The organism is Arthrobacter sp. NicSoilC5 (assembly GCF_019977395.1).
In the GTDB taxonomy this organism is placed as follows: Bacteria; Actinomycetota; Actinomycetes; order Actinomycetales; family Micrococcaceae; genus Arthrobacter.
In genome coordinates this window covers 3,905,911-3,927,415 of record NZ_AP024660.1, presented here as the reverse complement: position 1 = coordinate 3,927,415, position 21,505 = coordinate 3,905,911, and the positions used below count along the sequence as shown (strand labels likewise).

Below are 21,505 nucleotides of genomic sequence, written 5' to 3'. Positions count from 1 at the left end.
CAGCACCTCGATCCGCTGGCCGCCGTGCGCGCTCAGCTGCGCACCGCCGTCGAATCGTCAACCGGGAAGTCCCCGGCGTCCGCCCCGGCAAACTGCGACATGTAGAGGCGGTGGTAGGCCCCGCCGGCAGCGAGCAGCACCTGATGGTTGCCCTGTTCCACGATTCGTCCGTTCTCCATAACCAGGATCGTATCCGCATCACGGATGGTGGAGAGACGGTGCGCGATGACGAAGCTGGTCCGGTCTGAGCGCAGCGCCGCCATGGCCTTCTGCACCAGGAGCTCGGTGCGGGTGTCCACGGAACTGGTGGCTTCGTCCAGGATCAGCAGCGACGGGTTGGCCACAAATGCGCGGGCAATGGTGATCAGCTGTTTCTCGCCGGCACTGACGTTGTTGCCCTCTTCGTCGATCACGGTGTTGTAGCCCTCGGGGAGCGCCCGGACGAACCGGTCCACAAAGGTGGCCTTGGCGGCCGCCATGACCTGTTCCTCTGTGGCGTCGAGGTTGCCGTAGCGGATGTTGTCGTAGATGGATCCGCCGAACAGCCAGGCGTCCTGCAGCACCATGCCCACCTTGGAGCGCAGTTCGGAGCGGCTGAGGTGGGTGACGTCCACACCATCCAGCATGATGGAGCCCGAGTTGAGCTCGTAAAAGCGCATCACCAGGTTCACCAGGGTGGTCTTGCCGGCTCCCGTGGGCCCGACGATGGCCACGGTGTTGCCAGGCTCCGCCGTGAAGGACAGGTTCTCGATGAGCGGCTTGTCCGGGGTGTAGCTGAAGGTGACGCCCCTGAAGTCCACGTGCCCGTCGGTTTTGGCCGGCAGGTGTTCGGTGGCGGTTTCGGCATCCTGTTCGTCGGCGTCCAGGAATTCGAAAACGCGTTCCGAGGACGCTACGCCGGACTGGAGCATGTTGGCCATTCCGGCCATCTGGCCCAACGGCTGGGTGAACTCGCGGGAGTACTGGATAAACGCGGTGGCATCGCCCAGGGACATGGCGCCGGAGGCCACCCGGAGTCCGCCCACCACGGCGATGCCCACGTAGCTGAGGTAGGACACGAACTGCATGACGGGGAAGATGATCCCGGAGACGAACTGCGCCCCGAAGCTTGCCTTGTACAGGGCCTCGTTGCGTTCCTCGAACCGGGCCAGCATGTCAGCGTCCCGGCCGAAGACGCGGACCAGGTCGTGGCCGGAAAAGGATTCCTCGATCTGGCCATTCAGCGACCCGGTGTTTTTCCACTGGGCTGCGAACAGCTTCTGGCTCCGGGCCCCGATCACCCCGGCCGCCACCCCGGACAGCGGGAGCGCCACCAGGGCGATCAGCGCCAGTTGCCAGGAGACGATGAACATCATGATCACAATGCCCACCACGGTCAGCACGGAGTTCACCAGCTGCGCGAACGCCTGCTGGAGCGCCTGTTGGATGTTGTCGACGTCGTTGGTCACGCGGGACAGCACGTCGCCGCGCTGCCGGGTGTCGAAGTAGTTCAGCGGCAGGCGGTTCAGCTTGCTTTCGGTATCGTCGCGGAGCCGCCGGATCACTTTCATGACGATGCGGTTCAGCACGTACCCCTGCAGCCACATGAAGATGTTGGCCACGAAGTACATGAGCAGGACGATGGCGATGAGCATGCTGAGCCTGCTGAAGTTGATGCCGGTGCCCGGTACCAGTTCCATCCTGGAAACCATGTCCGCGAAGTTGTCCTGGCCCTGCTGGCGCAGGCCTGCCACGAACTGCTCCTTGCTGGCGCCGGCCGGCAGCTGCCTGCCGACTACCCCGGCGAAGATGACGTCCATGGCCTGGCCCAGGATCTTGGGAGCTATGACGTTCAGGACCACGGAGATGACCACCAGGCCCACCACCGCGTAGATGCCCATGGCCTCGGGCTTCAGGAGGCCCATGAGGCGTTTCGCGGAAGGCCAGAAGTGCTGGGCCTTCTTGGCGGGCATGCCACCGAACATGTCCCCGTCCGCCTCGGAGGGCGTGAATTCCTCTTCGAAGTAGTCGTCGTCCTGCGGCGGGGCGGGCTGTGTGGCCTGTTCCACGGAATCGGCATCCTTCCTGCGGGGACTCATGCCACTTCCTCCACGCTCAGCTGGGATTCAACAATTTCCTGGTAGGTGGGCGAGGTTTCCAGGAGTTCCTCGTGCGTGCCGCGGTCCACGATCCGCCCGTTGTCCAGCACCAGGATCTGGTCGGCCTCGGTGATGGTGGAGATCCGTTGGGCCACGATGATCACGGTGGCGTCCGACGTGGTGCGCTTGAGGGCTGCGCGGAGCCGGGCGTCAGTGGCGACGTCAAGGGCGGAGAAGGAGTCGTCGAACAGGTAGACCCGCGGCTTGGTCACCAGGGCGCGTGCGATGCAGAGGCGCTGGCGCTGTCCGCCGGAGACGTTGGTGCCGCCCTGGGAGATCCGGGAGTCCAGGCCGTGCTTCTTCTCGCGGACGAACGACTCGCCCTGTGCGACCAGGAGGGCGTCCCACAGTTCCTGGTCTGTGGCCTCGGTCTTGCCGAACCGGAGATTGTGCCCGATGGTGCCGGAGAACAGGTAGGGGCGCTGCGGTACCAGGGCCACGCGCCGAGTGATCTCTGCACGGTCCAGCCTGTCCACGGGGACCCCGTCCAGCAGCACCTGGCCTTCCGCGGGGTCATACAGCCGCGGCAGGAGGGACAGGAGGGAGGTCTTGCCGGCGCCTGTGGAGCCGATGATGGCGATGGTCTGGCCGGGCCGGGCGGTGAAGCTGATGTTGCTCAGTACGGGCGACTCGGCTCCGGGGTAGGCGAAGGTCACGTTGCGGTACTCCACCACCCCGGCAAGGGCGGCCGGGGCCTCGGGGTTTAGGGGGTCGTGGATGGAGGGCTCGACGTCGAGCACCTCGCCGATGCGGTCGGCGCAGACGGAGGCGCGCGGGATCATCATGGCCATGAAGGTTCCCATCATGACGGCCATCAGGATCTGCAGCAGGTACTGCAGGAACGCGGTCAAAGACCCCACTTGCATGGCACCGGCGTCCACGCGCTGGCCGCCAAACCAGAGCACGGCGGCGGTGGACAGGTGCAGGATCATGCTGATGGCCGGGAACATGAGGACGAACAGGGCACCGATGCGGAGCGAGACGTCCGTGAGTTCCTTGTTGGCGCCGCCAAAGCGGTCCGTCTCATAAGGTTCCCGCACGAAGGCCCGGACCACCCGGATGCCGATGATCTGTTCGCGCAGCACGGCGTTGATCCGGTCGATTTTCCGTTGCATGGAGCGGAACAGCGGCATGAGCCGGACCACCAGGTATCCCACCACCACGGCCAGCAGCGGGACGGACACCCAGACCAGCCAGGACAGGTTCAGGTCCTCGCGCAGCGCCATGATGATGCCGCCAATGCACATGATGGGCGTGGCCACCATGAAGTTCAGTCCCATCAGGAGGAGCATCTGCACCTGCTGGACATCATTGGTGCCCCGGGTGATCAGCGTGGGCGCGCCGAACGCATTGACGTCCTTGGCGGAGAAGCTGGTGACCTTGCCGAACACGGCGCGGCGCAGGTCCCGGCCAACGGCCATGGCTGTCCTGGAGCCGAAATAGACGCCGGCGATGGCCGCAGCCACCTGGGCGAAAGCCACAAGGAGCATCAGCGCACCGGTTCGCCAGATGAAATCGGTGTCTCCGCGCGCCACGCCCTGGTCGATGATCTGGGCGTTCAGGCTGGGCAGGTAGAGCGCGGCGATGGTGGCGGCAAGCTGGAAAATGACCACGGCGGCGATATACGGCAAATACGGTTTGGAGTAGCGCCGTATGAGGGTGAGGAGCATGGACTCAACTCTAATAACGCCCACCGACATTTGGGCTCCGGCGGAGCATCTTTTCCCGCGCCCACCCGCTGGTGACGGCGGGGGCCCGGCACACCGCCCCGGGCCGGCATGATGCAGGAAAGCCGCAGCCCCCACCCGGAGGGTTTTCCGGGTGCGGGCTGCGGCTTTGTTGCTATCCGTCGGGGGCTTGGCCGGCCCCGGCAGGGACGGCTTACTGCTGGCTTGCAGGCCGGCTACAGTCCCTGGTTCGGCTCCGAAGAATCATCGGCGGACGGAGTGGCAGTCGGGGCTGCGGCACTGTGCCGGCCGTGACCGGCCAGGTACAGCGCGGCTGCTGCCTGGATCTTGCGTTCCTTCAGCAGCTTGCGCTGCAGCCGGCTGAGCTCTGCCGCCGTGGCGGCCTGCCTGGCAGCCACCTCCTGCTGGGAGCGCAGCTGTTCCTGGATGTCCAGCACCATGGTTCCCAGTTCGGCCTGCTGGCGGGCCAGAAGATGCTGGGTGTCCTGCAGCTTCTGCAGGGTGTCAGCGGCGCTGGCAATCGCGTTGGCGGCTTTGTCCACGTTGTCCGCGGACCGCAGGTCCAGCTCTTCCGAGCGGAAGCTGCGTGCAAAGACTTCCTCGAAGTCTTCCGTGGCAACCCTGCCGGACGCTGCTGCCGCCGCGGCAGCACCGGCGTCGTACATTTTTGCGGGAGCCGCGGCAGTCCGCACGGCGCTCCGGGGGGTGATCTCCCCGGCGGGGGCGCCTCTGTCCGGCGCGGCAGCGGAGACCATGGGCAGCTGGCCGGTCATGGCCGTCATGCCCGCTTCACCGGCCGCGTTGGCCTGCAGCGTGGCCTCGGGGGTGATGTCGACCGTCTTGCGCAGCGGCACTTCGTTGATGAAAATCACGGCGATGAGGGCAACGGCGCTCACCACGGCGGAGATCATGAAGATGCCGGCCGTGGCATCACCGTAGGCGGCGCGCATGACGTCCGCGATCGGTGCAGGCAGGTCCTTGAGGTCCAGCGTGGCACCGCTGTTTCCGCCGGCCGGGATGCCCAGCTTGGCGAGCCCGTCGGTGGCCAGGTCCTTGACGTGGTTTGCCATGACGGCGCCCAGGACGGACACGCCGATGGCACCGCCGACGGAGCGGAAGAAGGCCACGGAGGCGCTGGCGGAGCCAATGTCCTTGGCCTGGACGGTGTTCTGGACGGCGAGGACCAGGTTCTGCATGAGCATGCCCAGGCCGATGCCGAAGATGCCGGTGTAAAGGCCGGTCAGCCAGAGTTCGGTGGTGTGGTCCATGGTGCCGGCGAGGGCCAGGCCGCCGATCAGCAGGATGGTGCCGCCGATCAGGAAGCGCTTCCACTTGCCGTAGCGGCTGATGAGCTGGCCGGAGACCACCGAGCCGACGAGGTTGCCGGCGATCATGGGCAGGGTGAGCAGGCCGGCCTCGGTGGGCGTTGCACCGCGGGCCACCTGGTAGTACTGGCCCAGGAAGGTGGAGGAACCGAACATGGCAACGCCGACGGCCACGGAAGCCACGATGGCCAGCGCCGTGGTGCGCTCGGAGATGATCTTCAGCGGGATGATCGGTGCGGACACCTTGGACTCAACCAGGACCAGCAGTGCGAGCAGCAGGACGCCGCCGCCCACCATGACGGCCGACTGCCAGGACCACCAGTCGTAGTAGTCGGCCTTCCCGGCGAAGGAAACCCAGATCAGGAGCAGGCTGACGCCGGAGGTCAACAGGATGGCGCCGAACCAGTCAATCTTGGCAGGACGGCGGACGTGCGGGATCTTCAGCGTGACCTGGAGCAGGATCAGCGCGACGACGGCGAGCGGCACGCAGACGAAGAAGGTCCAGCGCCAGCCGAGTGAGCTGTCCACGATGAAACCGCCCAGCAGCGGGCCGCCGGCGGTGCCGACGGCCATGACGGCGCCCATGTAGCCGGAGTATTTGCCGCGTTCGCGCGGCGGGATGATGGAGCCGATGATCGCCTGGGCCAGGGCGGTGAGGCCGCCCATGGCGATGCCCTGGATCACGCGGGCGGTGAGCAGGAACGGGATGTTTTCGGAGAAGCCTGCCATGACCGAGCCGGCCACGAAGATCACGATGCTGAGCTGGACCAGGACCTTCTTGTCGAAAAGGTCTGCCAGCTTGCCCCAGATGGGGGTGGTGGCCGCGTTGGCCAGCAGTGCCGCCGTGATGACCCACGCGAAGTCCGTTTGCGTGCCCTTGAGCTCGGACATGATGGTGGGCAGCGCGTTGGCAACGATGGTGCTGCTGAGGATGGCGGTGAAGAAGGCAGCGAGGAGGCCGGTCAGGGCCTCCATGATCTGCCGGTGGTTCATGGGCGCGCCCGGTTCGTGGCGCTTGGATTGCCGCGATTCCTGTCTGGCGGTGCGTTCGCGCTGGCGCTCCTGCTCCTGGTCCGCGGCGGCGGCGGTGACGTTAGCCATTAATGGACTCCTGCGTTTTTCTGTTCGGTGGTGGTTCCGGCCGCCCTTGCCCGGATGGAATTCTTCAGGGATGCCGTCAGCTTGTTCAGCATCGCGGCTGTTGCAACGGCGTCGTCTTCATTCCAGTCCGACAGGTACGCCTGGAGCGTTTCCGCCCGGTGCCGCACCAGCTCCGCCAGCTTCTCCTTGCCCCGCGGGGAAAGTGCCAGCAGCTGGGCCCGGCCATCGTCCGGATCCGGCATGCGAAGCACCAGGCCTGCGTCAGCCAGCTCGGCCACGTGCCGGCTGAGCACCGGCGCGCTGACCCCCAGGCGCTCGGCCAGGTGCGCTGCGCGGGTCTCCCCTTCGCCGATGAACTTGAGTACGCCCTGGAGGGCGATCCCGGTGTCCTGGCCTTTGACGTTGATCATGGTCACGCAGCGCAGTGCACGCTGGAGGTCATAGATGTGGCTGACGAGGTCGGCTGCGGTGGCCGGTGCGACAGACATGATGCTCCCTAAGAATTAGTTGCTGCAAGCAACTGTATCAGGAAAAGGTTGCTTAGGGAAACGAAGTTACTGGCATTGCCGGCTTAAACGCCAAGCTCCCCCACTTCAGCCGGAGGTGATCCGGTAAGCGGGGGAGCTTGCAGGGGGCGTTAAGTCAGGGCGCCAGATGGGTGGGGCCGAACATCTTCAGGAGGGTTTCGACCACGACGACGTTGGGGCCGTCCGCAGCGAATCCGGCCCTGAGCGCGTCCCCCACATCCTCCGGGGCAACCCGCGTTGCAGGCACACCAAAGGATTCGGCGAGCCTCACGAAGTCGGGCCGGGCCAGTTCGGTGGCGGTGGCCTTGCCGAATGCACCCACCATGTATTCGCGCAGGATGCCGTAGCCGCCGTCGTCAACAATCAGCCAGGTGACCGGCACGTTGTGCTGCTTCGCGGTGGCCAGTTCGGCAATGGAGTACATGGACGAGCCATCGCCGGAGACAGCGAGGACGCGGGCAGAACCAGCCGGCTTGCCCAGCGTCTCCAGCCCCACGGCAGCACCGATGGCCCCGGGAAACGCGTAGCCCAGGCCGCCGGCGCCCTGGGCGGAGTGGAACTGGCCTTCACGGGCGTCCCAGCAGGACCAGCCCCAGTACGCGGCGATGGTCATGTCCCAGAAGGTCTGCATGTCCGCCGGCACGGCCTCGCGGATATCCGCCATGAACTTCAGCTCCTTGGCCAGGTCCTGCGATTCCAGCCGGGCGCGGACCTTGGCAAGTGACTCTTTGACGAGCTCTTCCGGGGTGCTGCCGTGCCAGTCCGGTGTGGTTGTCCTGCCCGGCTCGAGGGCCGCGTCAAGACCCTCATCAAGCGCCGCGAGCGCCTGGCCGGCGTCGGCGCGGATGCCCAGGCCTGGCCGGTTGGACTCCAGGACGCGGGGTTCGGCGTCGATCTGGATGATCCTGCCGCGCGGCTCAAAGGTGAAGTAGTTGGAGGTGACCTCGCCCAGGGATGACCCGATGACCACCAGGACGTCGGCGTCCTCGAGGAGGTCGGTCATGTACCGGTCCTCGATCCAGGACTGCAGGGACAGCTCGTGGTTCCAGGGGAATGCGCCGTTGCCGCCCGGGGTGCAGATGACTGGAGCCCGCAGCTTCTCCGCAATGGAGAGCAGCGACTTCTCGGCCCGGCCGCGGCGCGTGCCGCCGCCGGCGATGATGGCCGGGCGCTGTGCTGATTCCAGCCACTTCACGGCCTCGCGGACCAGCTCGATGCGCGGCGGGTTGTCAGCCGCCTCTGCCAGGGCATCCTCCACCGGCGGGACCATAATCGGGTCCAGCAGCACGTTCTGCGGGATCTCCAGCCATACCGGGCCCTGCGGGGAGGAGATGGCCTCCGTCCAGGCGTCCTGAATGGCCGAGGGGATGCCTGAGGCGTGCTGGATCAGCCGCTGGCTCTTGGTGACGTTGGCCGCGGAGGCCTTCTGGTCATCGAGCTGGTGCAGCATCCCTTTGCGCCGGGCCCCGAGCCCCTCCAAAGGGATCTGGCTGGCCACCACCACCATGGGGACGCCGGTGGCGTAGGCCTCCTGGAGTCCGGCCAGCGAGGTCAGCGCGCCGGGGCCGGTGGACAGGAACAGCACGCCCACTTCGCCGGTGGCGCGGGAGTACCCGTCCGCGGCGAAGGCGCTGTTGTTCTCCACCCGTGAGGAGACAAAGCGAAGGTTCCCGCGGCCCATGGCATCGAAGAGTCCCAGGGCATGCTGGCCCGGAATGCCGAACACAGTCTTGGCTCCCAGCGCTTCCAGGGTTTCGACGACGAGGTCCCCGCCGTTGCGGGCACCGCTCCCCTGCTCCGGGACAGGTACGGCGCCGGATTCCGTCATGGCCCTACTCCTTGCCCGCGGCCGCGAAGCCGGCGGGGCGGCGGGCCTCCTGGCCGAGCGCCTGGGCCTGGTACCCGGTCTCTGCCCCGAACCGGCTACCGGGCACTGCGTTGTCCGCCATGAGAGTCACCAGTTCATACGCGACGTGGCTCGCCGCCACACCCGTGATCTCGGCGTGGTCATAGGCGGGCGCGACTTCGACGACGTCGGCGCCCACCAGGTTCATGCCGCGGAAGCCCCGGATAATTTCCAGGAGTTCACGGCTGGTAATGCCACCCGCTTCGGGGGTGCCGGTGCCGGGGGCGTGAGCCGGGTCCAAGACGTCGATGTCCACGGAAATGTACAGCGGGCGGTTGCCGATGCGGTCCCGTACCTTGGCCACGGTCTCCAGGACGCCCTGGTAGTAGACGTCCGCGGAGGTGACGATGCCGAACCCAAAGCGGTGGTCGTCGTCGAGGTCCTTCTTGCCGTACAGCGGGCCGCGAGTGCCGATGTGGCTGATCGCTTCGGTGTCGAGGATGCCCTCTTCCACTGCGCGGCGGAAGGGGGTGCCGTGGGTGTACTCGGCACCGAAGTAGGTGTCCCAGGTATCCAGGTGTGCGTCGAAGTGCAGCATGGCGATGGGCTGGCCGGCGCGTTCGGCGGCGGCACGCAGCAGCGGCAGGGCGATGGTGTGGTCCCCGCCCAGGGTCAGCAGCTTACTCCCGGCGGCCGTGAGGTCCAGTGCGTTCTGCTGGATGGTCTCAATGGCTTCGTTGATGTTGAACGGGTTCACCGCCATGTCCCCGGCATCGGCCACTTGGATGTTCTCGAACGGGCTGACGTCCCACGCCGGGTTGTAGGGGCGCAGCAGGCGGCTGGCCTCGCGGACGTGGTTTGCGCCGAAGCGGGCGCCCGGACGGTAGGAAACGCCCGAGTCGAAAGGCACGCCCACCACCGTCACATCAGCCTTGGCCACCTGGTCCAGCCGCGGAAGGCGGGCATACGTGGCAGCTCCGGCATAGCGGGGGATCCGGGATGAATCGATGGGGCCAAGGTTGCCGTTGGCTTCAATGCGCAGCTCTTCCAATGGAGGCCTCTCCTTCGAGGAGTTGAGGGGACTGTGTGACTGCCATCATACACCGCGGTTTTCTAATGAGCATCAGATGTTTACAAGAAGGTCCCCGGGCGCACAACTGGGTAGCAGCAGGTGTCGTTATGGAGGTCCATAACGACACCTGCTGCTACCCAGTTGGGAAGGTCAGCGGCTCGCGGCGGGCACCAGGACCCAGAGCACCTCGACCGGCTTGTCGGTGGGGTTGACCCAGGTGTGGGGTTCCCGTCCCGGGAAGGTCACGGTGTCGCCCGTCTCGAGGTCGTATTCCTCGTTGGTGAGGATGAGCTTGATGGACCCCTTGATGACGTGCAGGACATCCACGTCGCAGTCCACGGCGTAAAGCTCGGACTCACCGCGGCCGTGCGGCTCGATCACCGCCTGGATGATTTGCACCCGCCGCTCCGAGCGGGCCGTCAGGAGCCGCTCCACGATGCCCTGGCCGCCAAGCGAGATCCGGGGACCGTCGTTGCGTTTGGTCAGGTGGGTTTCGGGTGCCACGAAAAGGTCGCCGATGGAGATGGAGAGCACCTGGCACAGCGTCACCAGGGAGGCAACGGACGGTGATGTCAGGTCCCGCTCCACCCGGCTGAGGAAACCTTTGGTCAGCCCGGTGGCATCCGCGACCTGCTCGATGGTGAGCCGCTGGGACTGCCTGGCGGCCCGGATCCTGGAGCCGATGGCAACAGGGACATTGCTCGGCTCAACTGGCAGTGCCTTCATCTACGAACCTTTCACGGCCGGCAGTCCGGCTCCCCTCTCGAGCCATACTAATCGGCACCGCTTTTGTGACGCGCGCATGCCACACCCGCGCGGCTGCAGGCGCGGCCTCCTTGACTGTCACTCACGTCACACCCTAGTCTTTGGAAACTCCTGTTGCCTATAAGGCAATTGCAGGACCCTCTCCGTATTCGTCCGCGGCGGTTCCGGGCGTGCCTGCCCAAGGTCCCACACCCGGCCCCAACAGCTCCAAGGAGCCATTTATGGATGCAAGTGCCATCAACATCGCCATTGTGGTGGTGTATCTTCTCGCGATGCTGGCCTTCGGCTGGTGGGGCAAGTCCCGCACCAGGAACAACAGCGACTTCCTGGTGGCCGGACGCCGCCTGGGCCCGTTCCTGTACACCGGAACCATGGCCGCAGTCGTCCTGGGCGGAGCGTCCACCGTGGGCGGCGTGGGGCTTGGCTACAAGTTCGGCATCTCCGGGATGTGGCTGGTGGTGGCCATCGGTGCGGGCGTCCTGCTCCTGAGCCTGCTCTTTGCCGGAACCATCCAGAAGCTGAAGATCTACACGGTGTCCCAGATGCTCACGCTCCGCTACGGAAGCAGGGCCACCGAGGCGTCCGGCATCGTCATGCTCGCCTACACGCTGATGCTCTGCGCCACCTCCACGGGCGCCTACGCCACCATCTTCGTCGTTCTTTTCGGCCTTGACCGGGCACTGGCCATTGCCATCGGCGGCGCCATCGTGCTGGTGTACTCCACCATCGGCGGCATGTGGTCCATCACGCTGGCGGACCAGGTCCAGTTCGTCATCAAGACCGTGGGCATCTTCTTCCTGATGCTGCCCTTCACGCTGAACGCCGCCGGCGGCCTGGACGGGATCCGCAGCCGGGTGGACGCCAGCTTCTTCCAGATCGACGGCATCGGCATCCAGACGATCATCACCTACTTCGTGGTCTACACCCTGGGCCTGCTGATCGGGCAGGACATCTGGCAGCGCGTGTTCACCGCCAAGACCCCCAAGGTGGCCCGCTGGGGCGGCGCCACTGCAGGCATCTACTGCATCCTCTACGGTGTTGCCGGCTCCCTGATCGGCATGGCCGCCAACGTTGCACTATCCAACGTCAAGATCGCCGCGAAGGACGACGTCTACGCCGAGGTTGCCCAGAACATCCTGCCCGTCGGCATCGGCGGCCTGGTCCTGGCGGCTGCCGTGGCGGCCATGATGTCCACCGCCTCCGGCGCCCTGATCGCCGCCGCCACCGTTGCCCGCGCCGACGTCCTGCCGTTCGTGGCCGGCTGGTTCGGCAAGACGGTCAACACCGGAGACACCGAAAACCCAGAACACGACGTCAAGGCCAACCGGATCTGGGTCCTGGCGCTGGGCATCGTGGCCATTGTCATCGCCATCGTTACCAAGGACGTTGTCGCGGCCCTGACCATTGCGTACGACATCCTGGTGGGCGGCCTCCTCGTGGCCATCCTCGGCGGGCTGGTGTGGAAGCGCGGCACCGGCCCGGCGGCCGCGGCATCCATGGCGGTCGGCTCCGTGGTGACCCTGGGGACCATGATCATCCTTGAGATCAATGCCGAGGTTCCGCTGGACGGCATCTACGCCAACGAACCCATCTACTACGGCCTGCTCAGCTCAGCCGTTGTGTACGTTGCCGCCTCGCTGCTCACGCGCCCCACCGATCCCGCGGTCATGCGCGCGTGGCAGCGCCGCGTTGCCGGGCTGGAGCAGGAAGGCACTCCGGAGGAAGTCCTCGCCGGCTGCTGACCTGCAGGGATTGAACGCACGACGACGGCACCTCCTTTCGCCCTGCAGCGAAAGGAGGTGCCGTCGTCGTAAGTCCTACTCCCCCGTGTCGCGCTCCTCGTCATCCAGCGGGACCTCGCGGTCCTCGGCGTCGATGACTACCGGGGCCGGCTGGACCACCGGCTCTTCCTCGTCGATGAACTCGTCCTCCGCGTCCCAGTCCGCGTCGTCTACCGGTGCATCCTCGGCGTAGTCGTAGGCGGGGTCCGCTTCGACGGCGTCCAGGTGCGGCATGTCCGGGTGCTGTCCGGTGGTGCTCATGATTCAACCTCCGTATATTCGCCTGACGTGCTCTTTCAGGTAGGGCGCAGCCTGCGCCACACCTTCATCAGAGCACCGGCCGGGCGGACGGGTCAATAGCCGCAGCGGACCCGGAGAAGAGCCTGCAACCCGGGCGCGGACACCGCCCGTTTTAAGGTAAACCGAAACTTCCCAGCGAGGTTTGCCAGCCAAAAAACCGCGGAAATCCGCAGTAGGCTGGCAGGGCAAAGGCGCGAGTTCATGCCCTTTCCAGCCCAGGAGTTAAAGTGTCGCAGCACGCCCAGCCCGAATCCCACGCCACGCCCGCGGAGGCCCCCAACCCAACCCAGCCCTCGCCGTCGAACATCAAGCGGTGGCGCCAGTACCTGGCCGATGAGCGCGCCGAAGCCGCCGTCTACCGGGACCTGGCCCAGAACCGCGAGGGCGAGGAACGGTCCATCCTCCTGGCCCTGGCCGAGGCCGAAGGCCGGCACGAAGCCCACTGGCTCGCACTGCTGGGCGAGCACGCCGGCAAGCCGAAGAGGGCCTCCGCCCGTAGCCGGTTCCTCGGCTTCCTGGCCCGCCACTTCGGCTCCGTATTTGTCCTGGCCCTGGCCCAGCGCGCCGAGGGCCGCTCCCCCTACGCCAAGGACCCCAACGCCACCGCTGCGATGGCCGCCGATGAACAGATCCATGAGGAAGTAGTGCGGGGCCTGGCCACCCGCGGCCGCAACCGCCTGGCCGGCACCTTCCGCGCCGCGGTCTTTGGCGCGAATGATGGCCTGGTCAGCAACCTCTCCCTGGTGATGGGCATGGCCGCGTCCGGCGTGGCCAGCAGCGTGGTGCTGCTCAGCGGCATCGCCGGGCTCCTGGCCGGTGCCATGTCCATGGGCGCGGGCGAATTCATTTCCGTCCGCTCCCAGCGGGAACTGCTGGCGGCCACCCGGCCCACGCAGGTCACGCTGGCGGCCGCGCCGCAGCTTGACCTCGAGCACAACGAGCTGCTCCTCGTGTACCTGGCCCGCGGCATGTCCCGGGAAGCGGCAGAACACCGGGTGGCCGAGCGCATGGGCCTGCTGCCCTGCGACTGCGATCCCAGCCTGTCCCTCCAGCCGGACCTGCCGGAGGAAGAGGACCAGCATGAAGCAGTGGGCACGGCCTGGGGTGCGGCGCTGTCCAGCTTCTGCTTCTTCGCCTCCGGCGCCATCGTTCCCATCCTGCCGTTCCTGTTCGGCCTCACCGGTGTCGCTGCCCTCGTAGTGGCGGGCGCCCTGGTGGGAATCGCGCTCCTGGCGACCGGTGCCGCCGTCGGCCTGCTGTCCGGCACGTCCCCGCTCACCCGCGGCCTGCGGCAGCTTGCCATCGGCCTGGGCGCAGCAGCCATCACGTACCTGCTGGGCCTGCTCTTCGGCACGGCCGTCGGCTAGCACCAGGCGGAAGGATCCTTCGTGGAGGTCCTCCGGCAGCGTTCAGCGCTGCCGGAGGACCTCCACTGCGTCATCCACCGTGTCCACCAGGTGGATGTAGTCCGCCATGGCCCTGCCTGCAGCCAGGCTGCGGAGCATGGGCCAAGCCGGAAACTCCTGCTCCCAGTGCCTGCGCCCCACCAGCACCATGGGTGCCACCTTCTCGCGGGCACCGTAATAGTTCTCGCAGGCGTCCTGGAAGATCTCCTGGACGGTGCCGGCCGCTCCCGGCAGGAAGACGATTCCGCCATGGCACAGTTCCAGCAGGATGGCCTCGCGGATGGCATTGGCGAAGTACTTGGCGATGTGCGTGGCGAAGTAGTTGGGCGGTTCGTGTCCATAGAACCAGGTGGGGATCCCGAGGGACGGCGTCCCGTCCGGATGGCGTTCGACGACGGCTGCCGCCGCACGTGCCCACGCCGACACCGAGGGACGGAAGCCGGGAACAGCGGCGAGCGCGGCAAGTGCTGCCTGCACCTCGTCGTCCGAGGCCCGGCTGAGGTACGCCCCGAGGTTCGCCGCCTCCATGGCCCCGGGGCCGCCGCCCGTTGCCACCGAGTGGCCGTCGAGGGCAAGGAGCCTGCCCAGCCGGGCAGCGTCCGCAAATTCCCGGCTGCCGCGGGGCGCTGCGTGGCCGCCCATCACGCCGACGATTGAGCGGCGGGGCCACGCTGCAGACCGGGTCAGCTCATCCAGCGCATCACCGATGGCGTGGTCATGCAGGGCCGAGGCCAGCGTTGAGTCCACACGGTGGCGCTGGCCAGGCTGGATGCTCCAGTGATAGATGCGCGCATCCGGCAGCTCCTCATACGGCGCGGTTGCCAGTCCCGCGTACAGCTCGGCCGGCGAGTACAGGACGGCCCGGTACGGGTCGAAGGGGACGCCCTCCAGGCGCGGGAAGATCAGGGCGCCGCGGCTGCGGAGGGTGGCTTCCATGCCGTCGTCGAAGAGGCAGCCCAGGAACATCGCGCCCTCGACGCTGACGTTTTTGAGTGCCGCCGACCGGCCCCGCAGGTCCAGCGACTGCGCGTGCCAGCCGTGCAGGTTGACCGCACCGCCGGCCACCAGGCTGTCGAAGCTGGCAAGGTCCTGGACTTCGAGGTTGCGGGGGCGGGGACCAAGGCTTCCGGCGAAATTCATGGTTGCTGCCCCGCGCTCCACATCATGGAGCCAGCCTAGGCCACCCCACGCAAAAAGCGGGGCCGGACCGTGCCCGTCCGGTTGATACCGGACGGCCTGGGTCCAACCCCGCCGTGAGCCGCGCGATGCCGCGGCAAGGCGTCGCTAAGCGGAGACCTTTGCCGGAACCTCACCATCGCGGAAGTGCGCTTCGAGGTCCTCAAGGGAGTGGCCCTTGGTTTCCGGCACGAACTTGATGACGAACGCCAGGGAGGCCAGGTTGACCAGGACGAAGAGTCCGAAGGTACCGGTGGATCCCAGGGCGTTGACCACGAGCGGGAACAGGAAGGAGATGGCCGCGTTCACGGTCCACAGTGCGAAGACCGCAATGCCCATGGCGAAGCCGCGGATGGCCAGCGGGAACATTTCGGAGAGCAGGAGCCAGACGCAGGTGCCGATGAAGCACTGGACGAAGGCAACGAACAGCATCATCGCGGCCAGGATGGTGTAGCTGGCAAGGTCGGACTGCGGGAGGAGGAAGACGATGGCCAGCAGGGCCTGGGAGCCGACCACACCGGAGAATCCGATGACCAGCATCCGGCGGCGCCCAACAAAGCCGAGCAGCCAGATGCCCAGGATGGTCATGAGGACTGAGGTGACGCCGACGCCGACGGTGGCCACAAGCGAGGCACTAACGCCAAGCCCGCTCTTTTCCAGGATGGTGGGGGCGTAGTAGTTCACGGTGTTGATGCCTGTTGCCTGCTGGACGGTGGCCAGGCCAATGCCGATCCAGAGCAGCCGGCGCATCCAGGGGTTGTTGCGGAGGTCGCGGAGGGCGTGGCCGCGTTCTTCCTTGGCGGTGCGTGCTGCGAGGGCAATTTCCTCGAATTCGGCGGCTGCCTCTTCCGGGCTGCGGCTCAGGTTCAGGACGCGGCGGCTGTCTTCCAGGCGGCCGCGGATGGCGTACCAGCGCGGGGATTCTGGAAGCAACAGCATGCCGGCGAGCAGTGCGAGTGCAGGGATGGACGCGATGCCCAGCATGCTGCGCCAGACCTCGTTGTCGTGGATCAGGGCGTCGAGAAGGGCGTTGATGGCGAAGGCGAGCATCTGGCCGGTGACGATCATGAGTTCGTTGATGGTGACCATCCGGCCACGAAGATGGGCGGGAGCCATCTCCGCCAGGTACAGCGGGCATGTCACGGCGGCGGCACCCACCCCGAGGCCCAGCACGATGCGGGCGGCAATCATGAAGGTCACGGTGGGCGCAAGGGCGCAGCCCATGGCACCGAGCAGGAAGAGCAGTGCGCAGACCAGCAGCGAGCCGCGGCGGCCCAACTTGTCGGCCATGCGGCCGCCGGTGAGGGCGCCGACGGCGGCACCCGGGAACAGCAGCGCGCTCACCACGGTTGCTTCCTCGACAGCGCTCATGTTGAGGGAGTCGTTCATGTACAGCAGGGCGCCGGAGATCACGCCGGTGTCGTACCCAAAGAGCAGGCCACCCAGGGTGGAGATGACAGTGAGCCGGGCGAGGTACCCGCGGCGCTTGCTGCCGGTGGCGCCCATGGTGTGTTTCTGCAACAGCATTGTTGCCTCTCAAATTCTCTCGGGGACCGGAAGACCCGGTCAGGAATGTGATGCGTGCCACTTACGTTAGAGCGCTCTAATTGTTCCCGTCAAGAGAAAGTCTTAATGTCAGCACAATTTAATTTCGCCCCTCCTTCGCCCCTCCTTACTGACACCCCTCTTGACCCCCCTGACCTGCCTGCTACGATCGAGAAGGAAAGTATGTCCTATCAAGCGAACATATAGCGGCAAAGTGTCCGCTGGCGCAGCCTCCCACGAGGGGAATGCGCAGACACCGAAGACAAGGGAACGCACCGTGGCGAACAACCTGGGACTCAACATCGACCGCTCCTCCCCCGTGCCCCTGTACCACCAGGTGGTCCAGGGCATTGAGGCGGCGATTTACAGCGGGGTGCTGGAGCCAGGCAGCAGGCTGGACAACGAGATCGACCTTGCCGCCCAGCTCAACCTGTCCCGGCCCACCATGCGCAAGGCCATGGATGAACTGGTCCGGTCCGGCCTGCTGGTCCGCAAGCGGGGCGTAGGAACCCAGGTGGTGTCCAGCCAGGTCCGCCGGCCGTTGGAGCTGTCCAGCCTCTACGACGACCTGACCAACAACGGCAAGAAGCCCACCACCGAGGTGCTGAGCTTCTCGCATCTGGAGGCGGACGACGCCACGATCACCACGCTGCAGCTTCCCGCGGGCTCGAAGGTGTACCACTTCACCCGGCTGCGGAGGGTGGGCGGCAAACCCCTGGCCCTCATGGAGAACTGGGTGCGTGATGACATCGCGGAGATGGATGAGGCCATGCTCAAGGCTGAAGGCCTCTATTCGATCCTTCGCCGCGGCGGCGTGAACTTCCGGCTTGCCACCCAGCGCATCGGTGCCATGACCGCCAATGACTACCAGGCATCCATGCTGGACACCCCGGCGGGCTCGGCGCTGGTCACCATGGAACGCACCGCCGTGGACGATACCGGCCGCCGGGTTGAAACCGGCCACCACGTGTACCGCGCCGATTCCTACAGCTTTGAAATGACACTCGTACAGCGCTAACCAAGGAGCCAACTCCATGACCAATTGGGTCTATCCCCTGGGCACCGCCGCTGACAGCGCCTGGGACGTGTCCATCGGAACCTCCGATTCCTCCCTTGCCGTGGACGGCTGGGCGCACACCGGACTGAAGGTGGCCACCCTGCCGGCGGGCGCCGCCGTCGAACTTCCCGCCGCGGATGAGGAACGGATCGTGGTGCCCCTCAACGGGTCCTTCACGGTGACCGTGGACGGCACGGACTACCCGTTGGCGGGGCGCCGCTCGGTGTTCGCCGGCCCGACGGATGTGCTGTACTCCGGCACCGGCCGCGCCGTCAGCATCAGCTCGGCCGACGGCGGCAGGGTGGCGGTTGCCACCGCGCCGGCCCAGGCGTCCCACCCCACCCGCCTGGTGTCCGCGGCGGAAACGCCGGTGGAGCTGCGCGGGGCGGGCAACTGCTCGCGCCAGGTCCACAACTTCGGCACCCCCGCCGCACTGGAAGCCGACCGCTTCATCGTGTGCGAGGTCCTCACCCCGGCCGGCAACTGGTCCTCCTACCCGCCGCACAAGCATGACGAGGAGAAGGACGGCGAGACCTCCCTCGAGGAGATCTACTATTTCGAAACCCAGGTGGGAGCTGGATCCGGCGCACCTGCCGACGCCGATGCCATCGGCTACCAGCGCGTCTACGCCTCCGACGAGCGCCCCATCGACGTTTCCGCCGAAGTACGGACCGGGGATGTTGTCCTGGTCCCCTACGGCTGGCACGGCCCGGCCATGGCCGCACCCGGCTACGACCTCTATTACCTCAACGTCATGGCCGGCCCCGGGCCGGTACGGGAGTGGCTGATCAGCGACGACCCACACCACGGCTGGGTCCGGCAGACGTGGGAGAGCCAGAACATCGACCCCCGGCTGCCGTTCGGCGCGTAGGCACCCCGGCAGGGCGCCAGCGACTGGCATAGTGGAGTTCCGTGAAACAGATTTCCCCTTCGCCTCGGTCGGTGACCATGGAGGACGTGGCACGCGACGCCGGGGTGAGCCGCGCCCTGGTGTCCCTGGTGATGCGCGATTCCCCCAAGGTTTCGCCCGCAAAGCGGACGGCGGTGCTGGAAAGCGCCGCCGCCCTGGGCTACTCCCCCAACAGGCTGGCCAGCCGCCTGGCGAGCCACCGCACCAACACGCTGGGCGTCCTGTTCCTGGACCTGCACAACTCCGTCTTCGCCGATATTTATGACGGCATCACCGACGGGCTGGCGGGCAGCGGCAACCAGGTGATGGTCGCCGTCGGCTCCGCTGATCCCGGAACGGAACTGGAGGCCGTCCGTTCCTTCGTGGACCTTCGCGTGGACGGCGTGCTGCTGGCCGGTTACACCGGCAGCTCGGAGGAGCTGGCCGGGGCCCTGCGCGGGACGCCCGCCGTCGTCATCACCCGGGAGCTGGAGGCCGACGGCGTGGATTCCGTCCTGACCGACGACTTCCGTTCCGGGTCGCTCGCCGTGGAGCACCTGTACCACCTGGGGCACCGGCGGATTGCCCACGTGGACATCTCTGACTGGCTCCCCTACACGGCCCGGCGGGAGGGCTACCTGCACGCCATGAAGCAGTTCGGACTGGAGCCGCAACTGGTCCACAGCGACATGACCGAACGCGGCGGCCGGGCCGTGATGGAACAGTTCCTCGACTCGGGCGCCACGCCTCCCACGGCAGTCTTTGCGCACAACGACCTCACCGCCATTGGCATCATGGAGGCCCTGGCGTCCCGGGGACTGTCCGTCCCGGGCGATATGGCGATCGTTGGCTGCGACAACATCGAAGTGGGCGCCTCGCCACTGATTGGCCTGACGTCCATCGACCAGCACGCCGGGCAGCTGGGCCGGCTGGCGGCGCAGGCCATCCTGGAGCGGGTTGCCGGGACGGCCGGACCAGCCGTGACCCGGAAGCTTGAACCCGCCCTGATGGTGCGCCGCTCGTCCGACCCCTCCGCCTAGCGGCTGACCAGCTCCTCCGCGGCCTCGACCGTGCCGCGGCCACCGCGGCGCTGTTCGCTCCGCCTGGCACCTGCCGCGGCGAACGCCATGACGGCAACGCCCGCAAGGGTGATGAGGGCGCCGGCCCAGATGGGCGACGTGTAGCCGAACCCGGCGGTGATGGTGACGCCGCCCAGCCAGGCGCCCAGGGCGTTACCCACATTGAAGGCACCGATATTGGCGCCGGAGGCGAGGGTGGGAGCACCGGAGGCGTACTTCATGACCCGCATCTGCAGACCCGGTACGGTGGCAAACCCGAAGCCGCCCATCAGGACCAGCGAGATGACCGTCAGGACGGGATTGGCGGCCGTCAAGGCAAAGGCCACCATGACCATGGTCAGCGCGGCGAGCACCACGAGCAGCGTCCGGTCCACGTTGCGGTCGGCAGCTTTACCGCCCAGGGTATTGCCCGCAAAGAGGCCCACGCCGAAGACGATCAGCAGCCACGGCACCGTGGCTGCAGCGAATCCTGATACCTCCGTGAGGGTGTAGGCGATGTAGGTGAACGCTCCAAACATGCCGCCGAAGCCCAGGACGGTGACCACGATGGAGAGCCATACCTGCCCGGAGCGGAAGGCACGGAGTTCGGAACGGAGGCTGCCTGCCTCGTCCGATGCACCGGCCGATGCGGGGACGAGTGCAAGGATGCCGGCGAGCGCGGCTACGCCAATGACGGTGATGGCCCAGAACGTGGCACGCCAGCCGGCCGCCTGGCCCAGCAGGGTTCCGAAGGGAACACCCAGGACATTGGCCGCCGTCAGCCCGGTGAACATCAGTGCTATGGCCCCTGCCTTCTTGCTGGGCGGAACCATACCGGCCGCCACCACGGCCCCAATTCCAAAGAAGGCGCCATGCGAAAGGGCTGCGATGATGCGCCCCAGCATCATGGCCCAATAACCGTCCGCGGTGGCGGAGAGCAGGTTGCCGGCAATGAACAGGACCAGCAACGCAGCCAGCACGGGTTTGCGCGGGAAGCGGGTCACGGCCGCGGTCAGGCCCAGCGCTCCCACCACCACGGAGAGTGCGTAGCCGGAGATGAACCAGCCCGCGGACGCTTCACTGACTGCAAAGTCCGCGGCTACCTGCGGAAGGAGGCCGGCGATCACGAATTCCGTGAGTCCAATGCCAAACCCACCCAGGGCGAGTGCTATCAGGCCAACAGGCATGAGGATGCTCCTTTGAGCTGTTCGTGGTTGTTCCCGAGGCGGGAAGGCGCCTAAGATAGTTGCAGACGCGGTATTTATTGTTGCACATGCAAATATGCCGCGCAAGCAACTATCTATAACCGGAGCAATGGATGGCGCCCTACGCCATCTTCGAAGGAGCAACCATGGGCATCAAGGACGACGCCGTTGAGGTCCGCGCCCAGGGCTGGCGCACCCTCGCGGCGCTTCACGGGCTGATCGAAAACGAACTGGAACGCAGCCTCCAGGCGGAGTCGAAGCTCTCCGTGGTGGAGTACACGGTGCTGGATGCCCTCAGCCGGCAGGACGGGTGGCACATGCGGATGCAGCAGCTGGCGCGCGCCACGGCGCTGAGCCCCAGCGCCACCACCCGGCTGGTCAACCGCCTGGAGGACCGTGGCCTGCTGACCAGGATTCTGTGCGACGACGACCGCCGCGGCATCTACACCGAGCTCACCGCCAGTGGAAGCAGCCTGCTCGCGGAAGCGCGGCCGGTCCACGACGCCACGCTGGAGCGTGCCCTGGACGCGGCCCTGGCCATTCCGGAACTGGCACCGCTGGTGGATGCGCTGCCGCGGCTGCACGCACGCACCTAGGACAACAGCAACGCCCCCGCGAGGATCCTC

General features: G+C 66.7%; 17 protein-coding genes. 6 read left to right on the top strand and 11 right to left on the bottom strand.

Annotated elements, in window-relative coordinates; all coding sequences use genetic code 11:
* Positions 1-32: 32 nt before the first annotated feature.
* From LDO22_RS18360 to LDO22_RS18330, 7 genes are all read right to left on the bottom strand, one after another.
* Positions 33-2,078 carry an ABC transporter ATP-binding protein gene (locus LDO22_RS18360; RefSeq protein WP_275966853.1) on the bottom strand — a complete coding sequence of 682 codons (2,046 nt, stop codon included), beginning with the start codon at positions 2,076-2,078 and terminating at the stop codon, positions 33-35.
* Positions 2,075-3,808, bottom strand: a complete 1,734-nt coding sequence (locus tag LDO22_RS18355) for an ABC transporter ATP-binding protein (protein ID WP_159632801.1) — start codon at positions 3,806-3,808, stop codon at positions 2,075-2,077. Before LDO22_RS18355 ends, LDO22_RS18360 begins: the two co-directional genes overlap by 4 nt.
* Positions 3,809-4,041: 233 nt before the next feature.
* On the bottom strand, positions 4,042-6,252 hold the full coding sequence (locus tag LDO22_RS18350) for an MDR family MFS transporter (protein WP_224025131.1): 2,211 nt from the start codon (positions 6,250-6,252) through the stop codon (positions 4,042-4,044).
* Positions 6,252-6,740: a MarR family transcriptional regulator gene (locus LDO22_RS18345; RefSeq protein ID WP_159632803.1), complete on the bottom strand. Its 489-nt coding sequence runs from the start codon at positions 6,738-6,740 to the stop codon at positions 6,252-6,254. Before LDO22_RS18345 ends, LDO22_RS18350 begins: the two co-directional genes overlap by 1 nt.
* Positions 6,741-6,894: 154 nt before the next feature.
* Complete coding sequence (locus LDO22_RS18340) at positions 6,895-8,607, bottom strand: thiamine pyrophosphate-binding protein (RefSeq protein WP_224025130.1); 1,713 nt, start codon at positions 8,605-8,607, stop codon at positions 6,895-6,897.
* A gap of 4 nt (positions 8,608-8,611) precedes the next feature.
* Positions 8,612-9,676 carry an agmatinase gene (speB, locus tag LDO22_RS18335; protein ID WP_224025128.1) on the bottom strand — a complete coding sequence of 355 codons (1,065 nt, stop codon included), beginning with the start codon at positions 9,674-9,676 and terminating at the stop codon, positions 8,612-8,614.
* 171 nt (positions 9,677-9,847) lie between these two features.
* The gene (locus LDO22_RS18330) at positions 9,848-10,423 is read right to left on the bottom strand and encodes a cupin domain-containing protein (protein ID WP_224025126.1); all 576 of its coding nucleotides are present in this window, start codon (positions 10,421-10,423) and stop codon (positions 9,848-9,850) included.
* A gap of 260 nt (positions 10,424-10,683) precedes the next feature.
* Between LDO22_RS18330 and LDO22_RS18325 the strand changes: the two genes are divergently transcribed.
* Positions 10,684-12,204 carry a sodium:solute symporter gene (locus tag LDO22_RS18325; protein WP_224025124.1) on the top strand — a complete coding sequence of 507 codons (1,521 nt, stop codon included), beginning with the start codon at positions 10,684-10,686 and terminating at the stop codon, positions 12,202-12,204.
* 75 nt (positions 12,205-12,279) lie between these two features.
* Here the strand turns inward: LDO22_RS18325 and LDO22_RS18320 are convergent, their stop codons facing one another.
* The gene (locus LDO22_RS18320) at positions 12,280-12,504 is read right to left on the bottom strand and encodes a hypothetical protein (RefSeq protein WP_224025122.1); all 225 of its coding nucleotides are present in this window, start codon (positions 12,502-12,504) and stop codon (positions 12,280-12,282) included.
* A 266-nt stretch (positions 12,505-12,770) separates the two neighbouring features.
* Between LDO22_RS18320 and LDO22_RS18315 the strand changes: the two genes are divergently transcribed.
* Positions 12,771-13,910, top strand: coding sequence for a VIT1/CCC1 transporter family protein (locus tag LDO22_RS18315; protein ID WP_224025120.1), 1,140 nt, complete (start codon positions 12,771-12,773; stop codon positions 13,908-13,910).
* A gap of 42 nt (positions 13,911-13,952) precedes the next feature.
* On the opposite strand, the gene LDO22_RS18310 is transcribed toward LDO22_RS18315, so the two are convergent.
* Positions 13,953-15,089 carry an LOG family protein gene (locus LDO22_RS18310; protein WP_224025118.1) on the bottom strand — a complete coding sequence of 379 codons (1,137 nt, stop codon included), beginning with the start codon at positions 15,087-15,089 and terminating at the stop codon, positions 13,953-13,955.
* Between the two features lie 144 nt (positions 15,090-15,233).
* A complete protein-coding gene (locus LDO22_RS18305; RefSeq protein WP_224025116.1) occupies positions 15,234-16,652 on the bottom strand; it encodes a sugar porter family MFS transporter in 1,419 nt (472 codons plus the stop codon).
* 295 nt (positions 16,653-16,947) lie between these two features.
* On the opposite strand from LDO22_RS18305, the gene LDO22_RS18300 reads away from it, so the two are divergent.
* The 3 genes from LDO22_RS18300 (at position 16,948) to LDO22_RS18290 (ending at position 19,656) form a co-directional block, all read left to right on the top strand.
* Positions 16,948-17,688 (top strand): GntR family transcriptional regulator, encoded by a 741-nt coding sequence (locus tag LDO22_RS18300; RefSeq protein ID WP_159632812.1) that lies wholly within the window; start codon positions 16,948-16,950, stop codon positions 17,686-17,688.
* 16 nt (positions 17,689-17,704) lie between these two features.
* Complete coding sequence (iolB, locus tag LDO22_RS18295; RefSeq protein ID WP_224025114.1) at positions 17,705-18,598, top strand: 5-deoxy-glucuronate isomerase; 894 nt, start codon at positions 17,705-17,707, stop codon at positions 18,596-18,598.
* A gap of 77 nt (positions 18,599-18,675) precedes the next feature.
* Positions 18,676-19,656 (top strand): LacI family DNA-binding transcriptional regulator, encoded by a 981-nt coding sequence (locus LDO22_RS18290; protein ID WP_224027280.1) that lies wholly within the window; start codon positions 18,676-18,678, stop codon positions 19,654-19,656.
* Here LDO22_RS18290 and LDO22_RS18285 read toward each other — a convergent pair.
* Entirely contained in the window at positions 19,653-20,861 is a 1,209-nt protein-coding gene (locus tag LDO22_RS18285; RefSeq protein ID WP_224025112.1) for an MFS transporter, read from the bottom strand. The genes LDO22_RS18290 and LDO22_RS18285 overlap by 4 nt on opposite strands.
* Positions 20,862-21,025: 164 nt before the next feature.
* On the opposite strand from LDO22_RS18285, the gene LDO22_RS18280 reads away from it, so the two are divergent.
* Positions 21,026-21,475 carry a MarR family transcriptional regulator gene (locus tag LDO22_RS18280; RefSeq protein WP_159635744.1) on the top strand — a complete coding sequence of 150 codons (450 nt, stop codon included), beginning with the start codon at positions 21,026-21,028 and terminating at the stop codon, positions 21,473-21,475.
* Positions 21,476-21,505 lie beyond the last annotated feature (30 nt).

What these genes read in the sequence shown, in the direction of transcription:
- LDO22_RS18290 (WP_224027280.1), top strand. Translation starts at nt 18,676, where the DNA reads ATGGAGGACGTGGCACGCGACGCCGGGGTGAGCCGCGCCCTGGTGTCC.
- LDO22_RS18330 (WP_224025126.1), bottom strand. Translation starts at nt 10,423, where the DNA reads ATGAAGGCACTGCCAGTTGAGCCGAGCAATGTCCCTGTTGCCATCGGC.
- LDO22_RS18355 (WP_159632801.1), bottom strand. Translation starts at nt 3,808, where the DNA reads ATGCTCCTCACCCTCATACGGCGCTACTCCAAACCGTATTTGCCGTAT.
- LDO22_RS18325 (WP_224025124.1), top strand. Translation starts at nt 10,684, where the DNA reads ATGGATGCAAGTGCCATCAACATCGCCATTGTGGTGGTGTATCTTCTC.
- LDO22_RS18350 (WP_224025131.1), bottom strand. Translation starts at nt 6,252, where the DNA reads ATGGCTAACGTCACCGCCGCCGCCGCGGACCAGGAGCAGGAGCGCCAG.
- iolB (WP_224025114.1), top strand. Translation starts at nt 17,705, where the DNA reads ATGACCAATTGGGTCTATCCCCTGGGCACCGCCGCTGACAGCGCCTGG.
- LDO22_RS18340 (WP_224025130.1), bottom strand. Translation starts at nt 8,607, where the DNA reads ATGACGGAATCCGGCGCCGTACCTGTCCCGGAGCAGGGGAGCGGTGCC.
- LDO22_RS18305 (WP_224025116.1), bottom strand. Translation starts at nt 16,652, where the DNA reads ATGCTGTTGCAGAAACACACCATGGGCGCCACCGGCAGCAAGCGCCGC.
- LDO22_RS18360 (WP_275966853.1), bottom strand. Translation starts at nt 2,078, where the DNA reads ATGAGTCCCCGCAGGAAGGATGCCGATTCCGTGGAACAGGCCACACAG.
- LDO22_RS18280 (WP_159635744.1), top strand. Translation starts at nt 21,026, where the DNA reads ATGGGCATCAAGGACGACGCCGTTGAGGTCCGCGCCCAGGGCTGGCGC.
- LDO22_RS18285 (WP_224025112.1), bottom strand. Translation starts at nt 20,861, where the DNA reads ATGCCTGTTGGCCTGATAGCACTCGCCCTGGGTGGGTTTGGCATTGGA.
- LDO22_RS18310 (WP_224025118.1), bottom strand. Translation starts at nt 15,089, where the DNA reads ATGAATTTCGCCGGAAGCCTTGGTCCCCGCCCCCGCAACCTCGAAGTC.
- LDO22_RS18345 (WP_159632803.1), bottom strand. Translation starts at nt 6,740, where the DNA reads ATGTCTGTCGCACCGGCCACCGCAGCCGACCTCGTCAGCCACATCTAT.
- LDO22_RS18320 (WP_224025122.1), bottom strand. Translation starts at nt 12,504, where the DNA reads ATGAGCACCACCGGACAGCACCCGGACATGCCGCACCTGGACGCCGTC.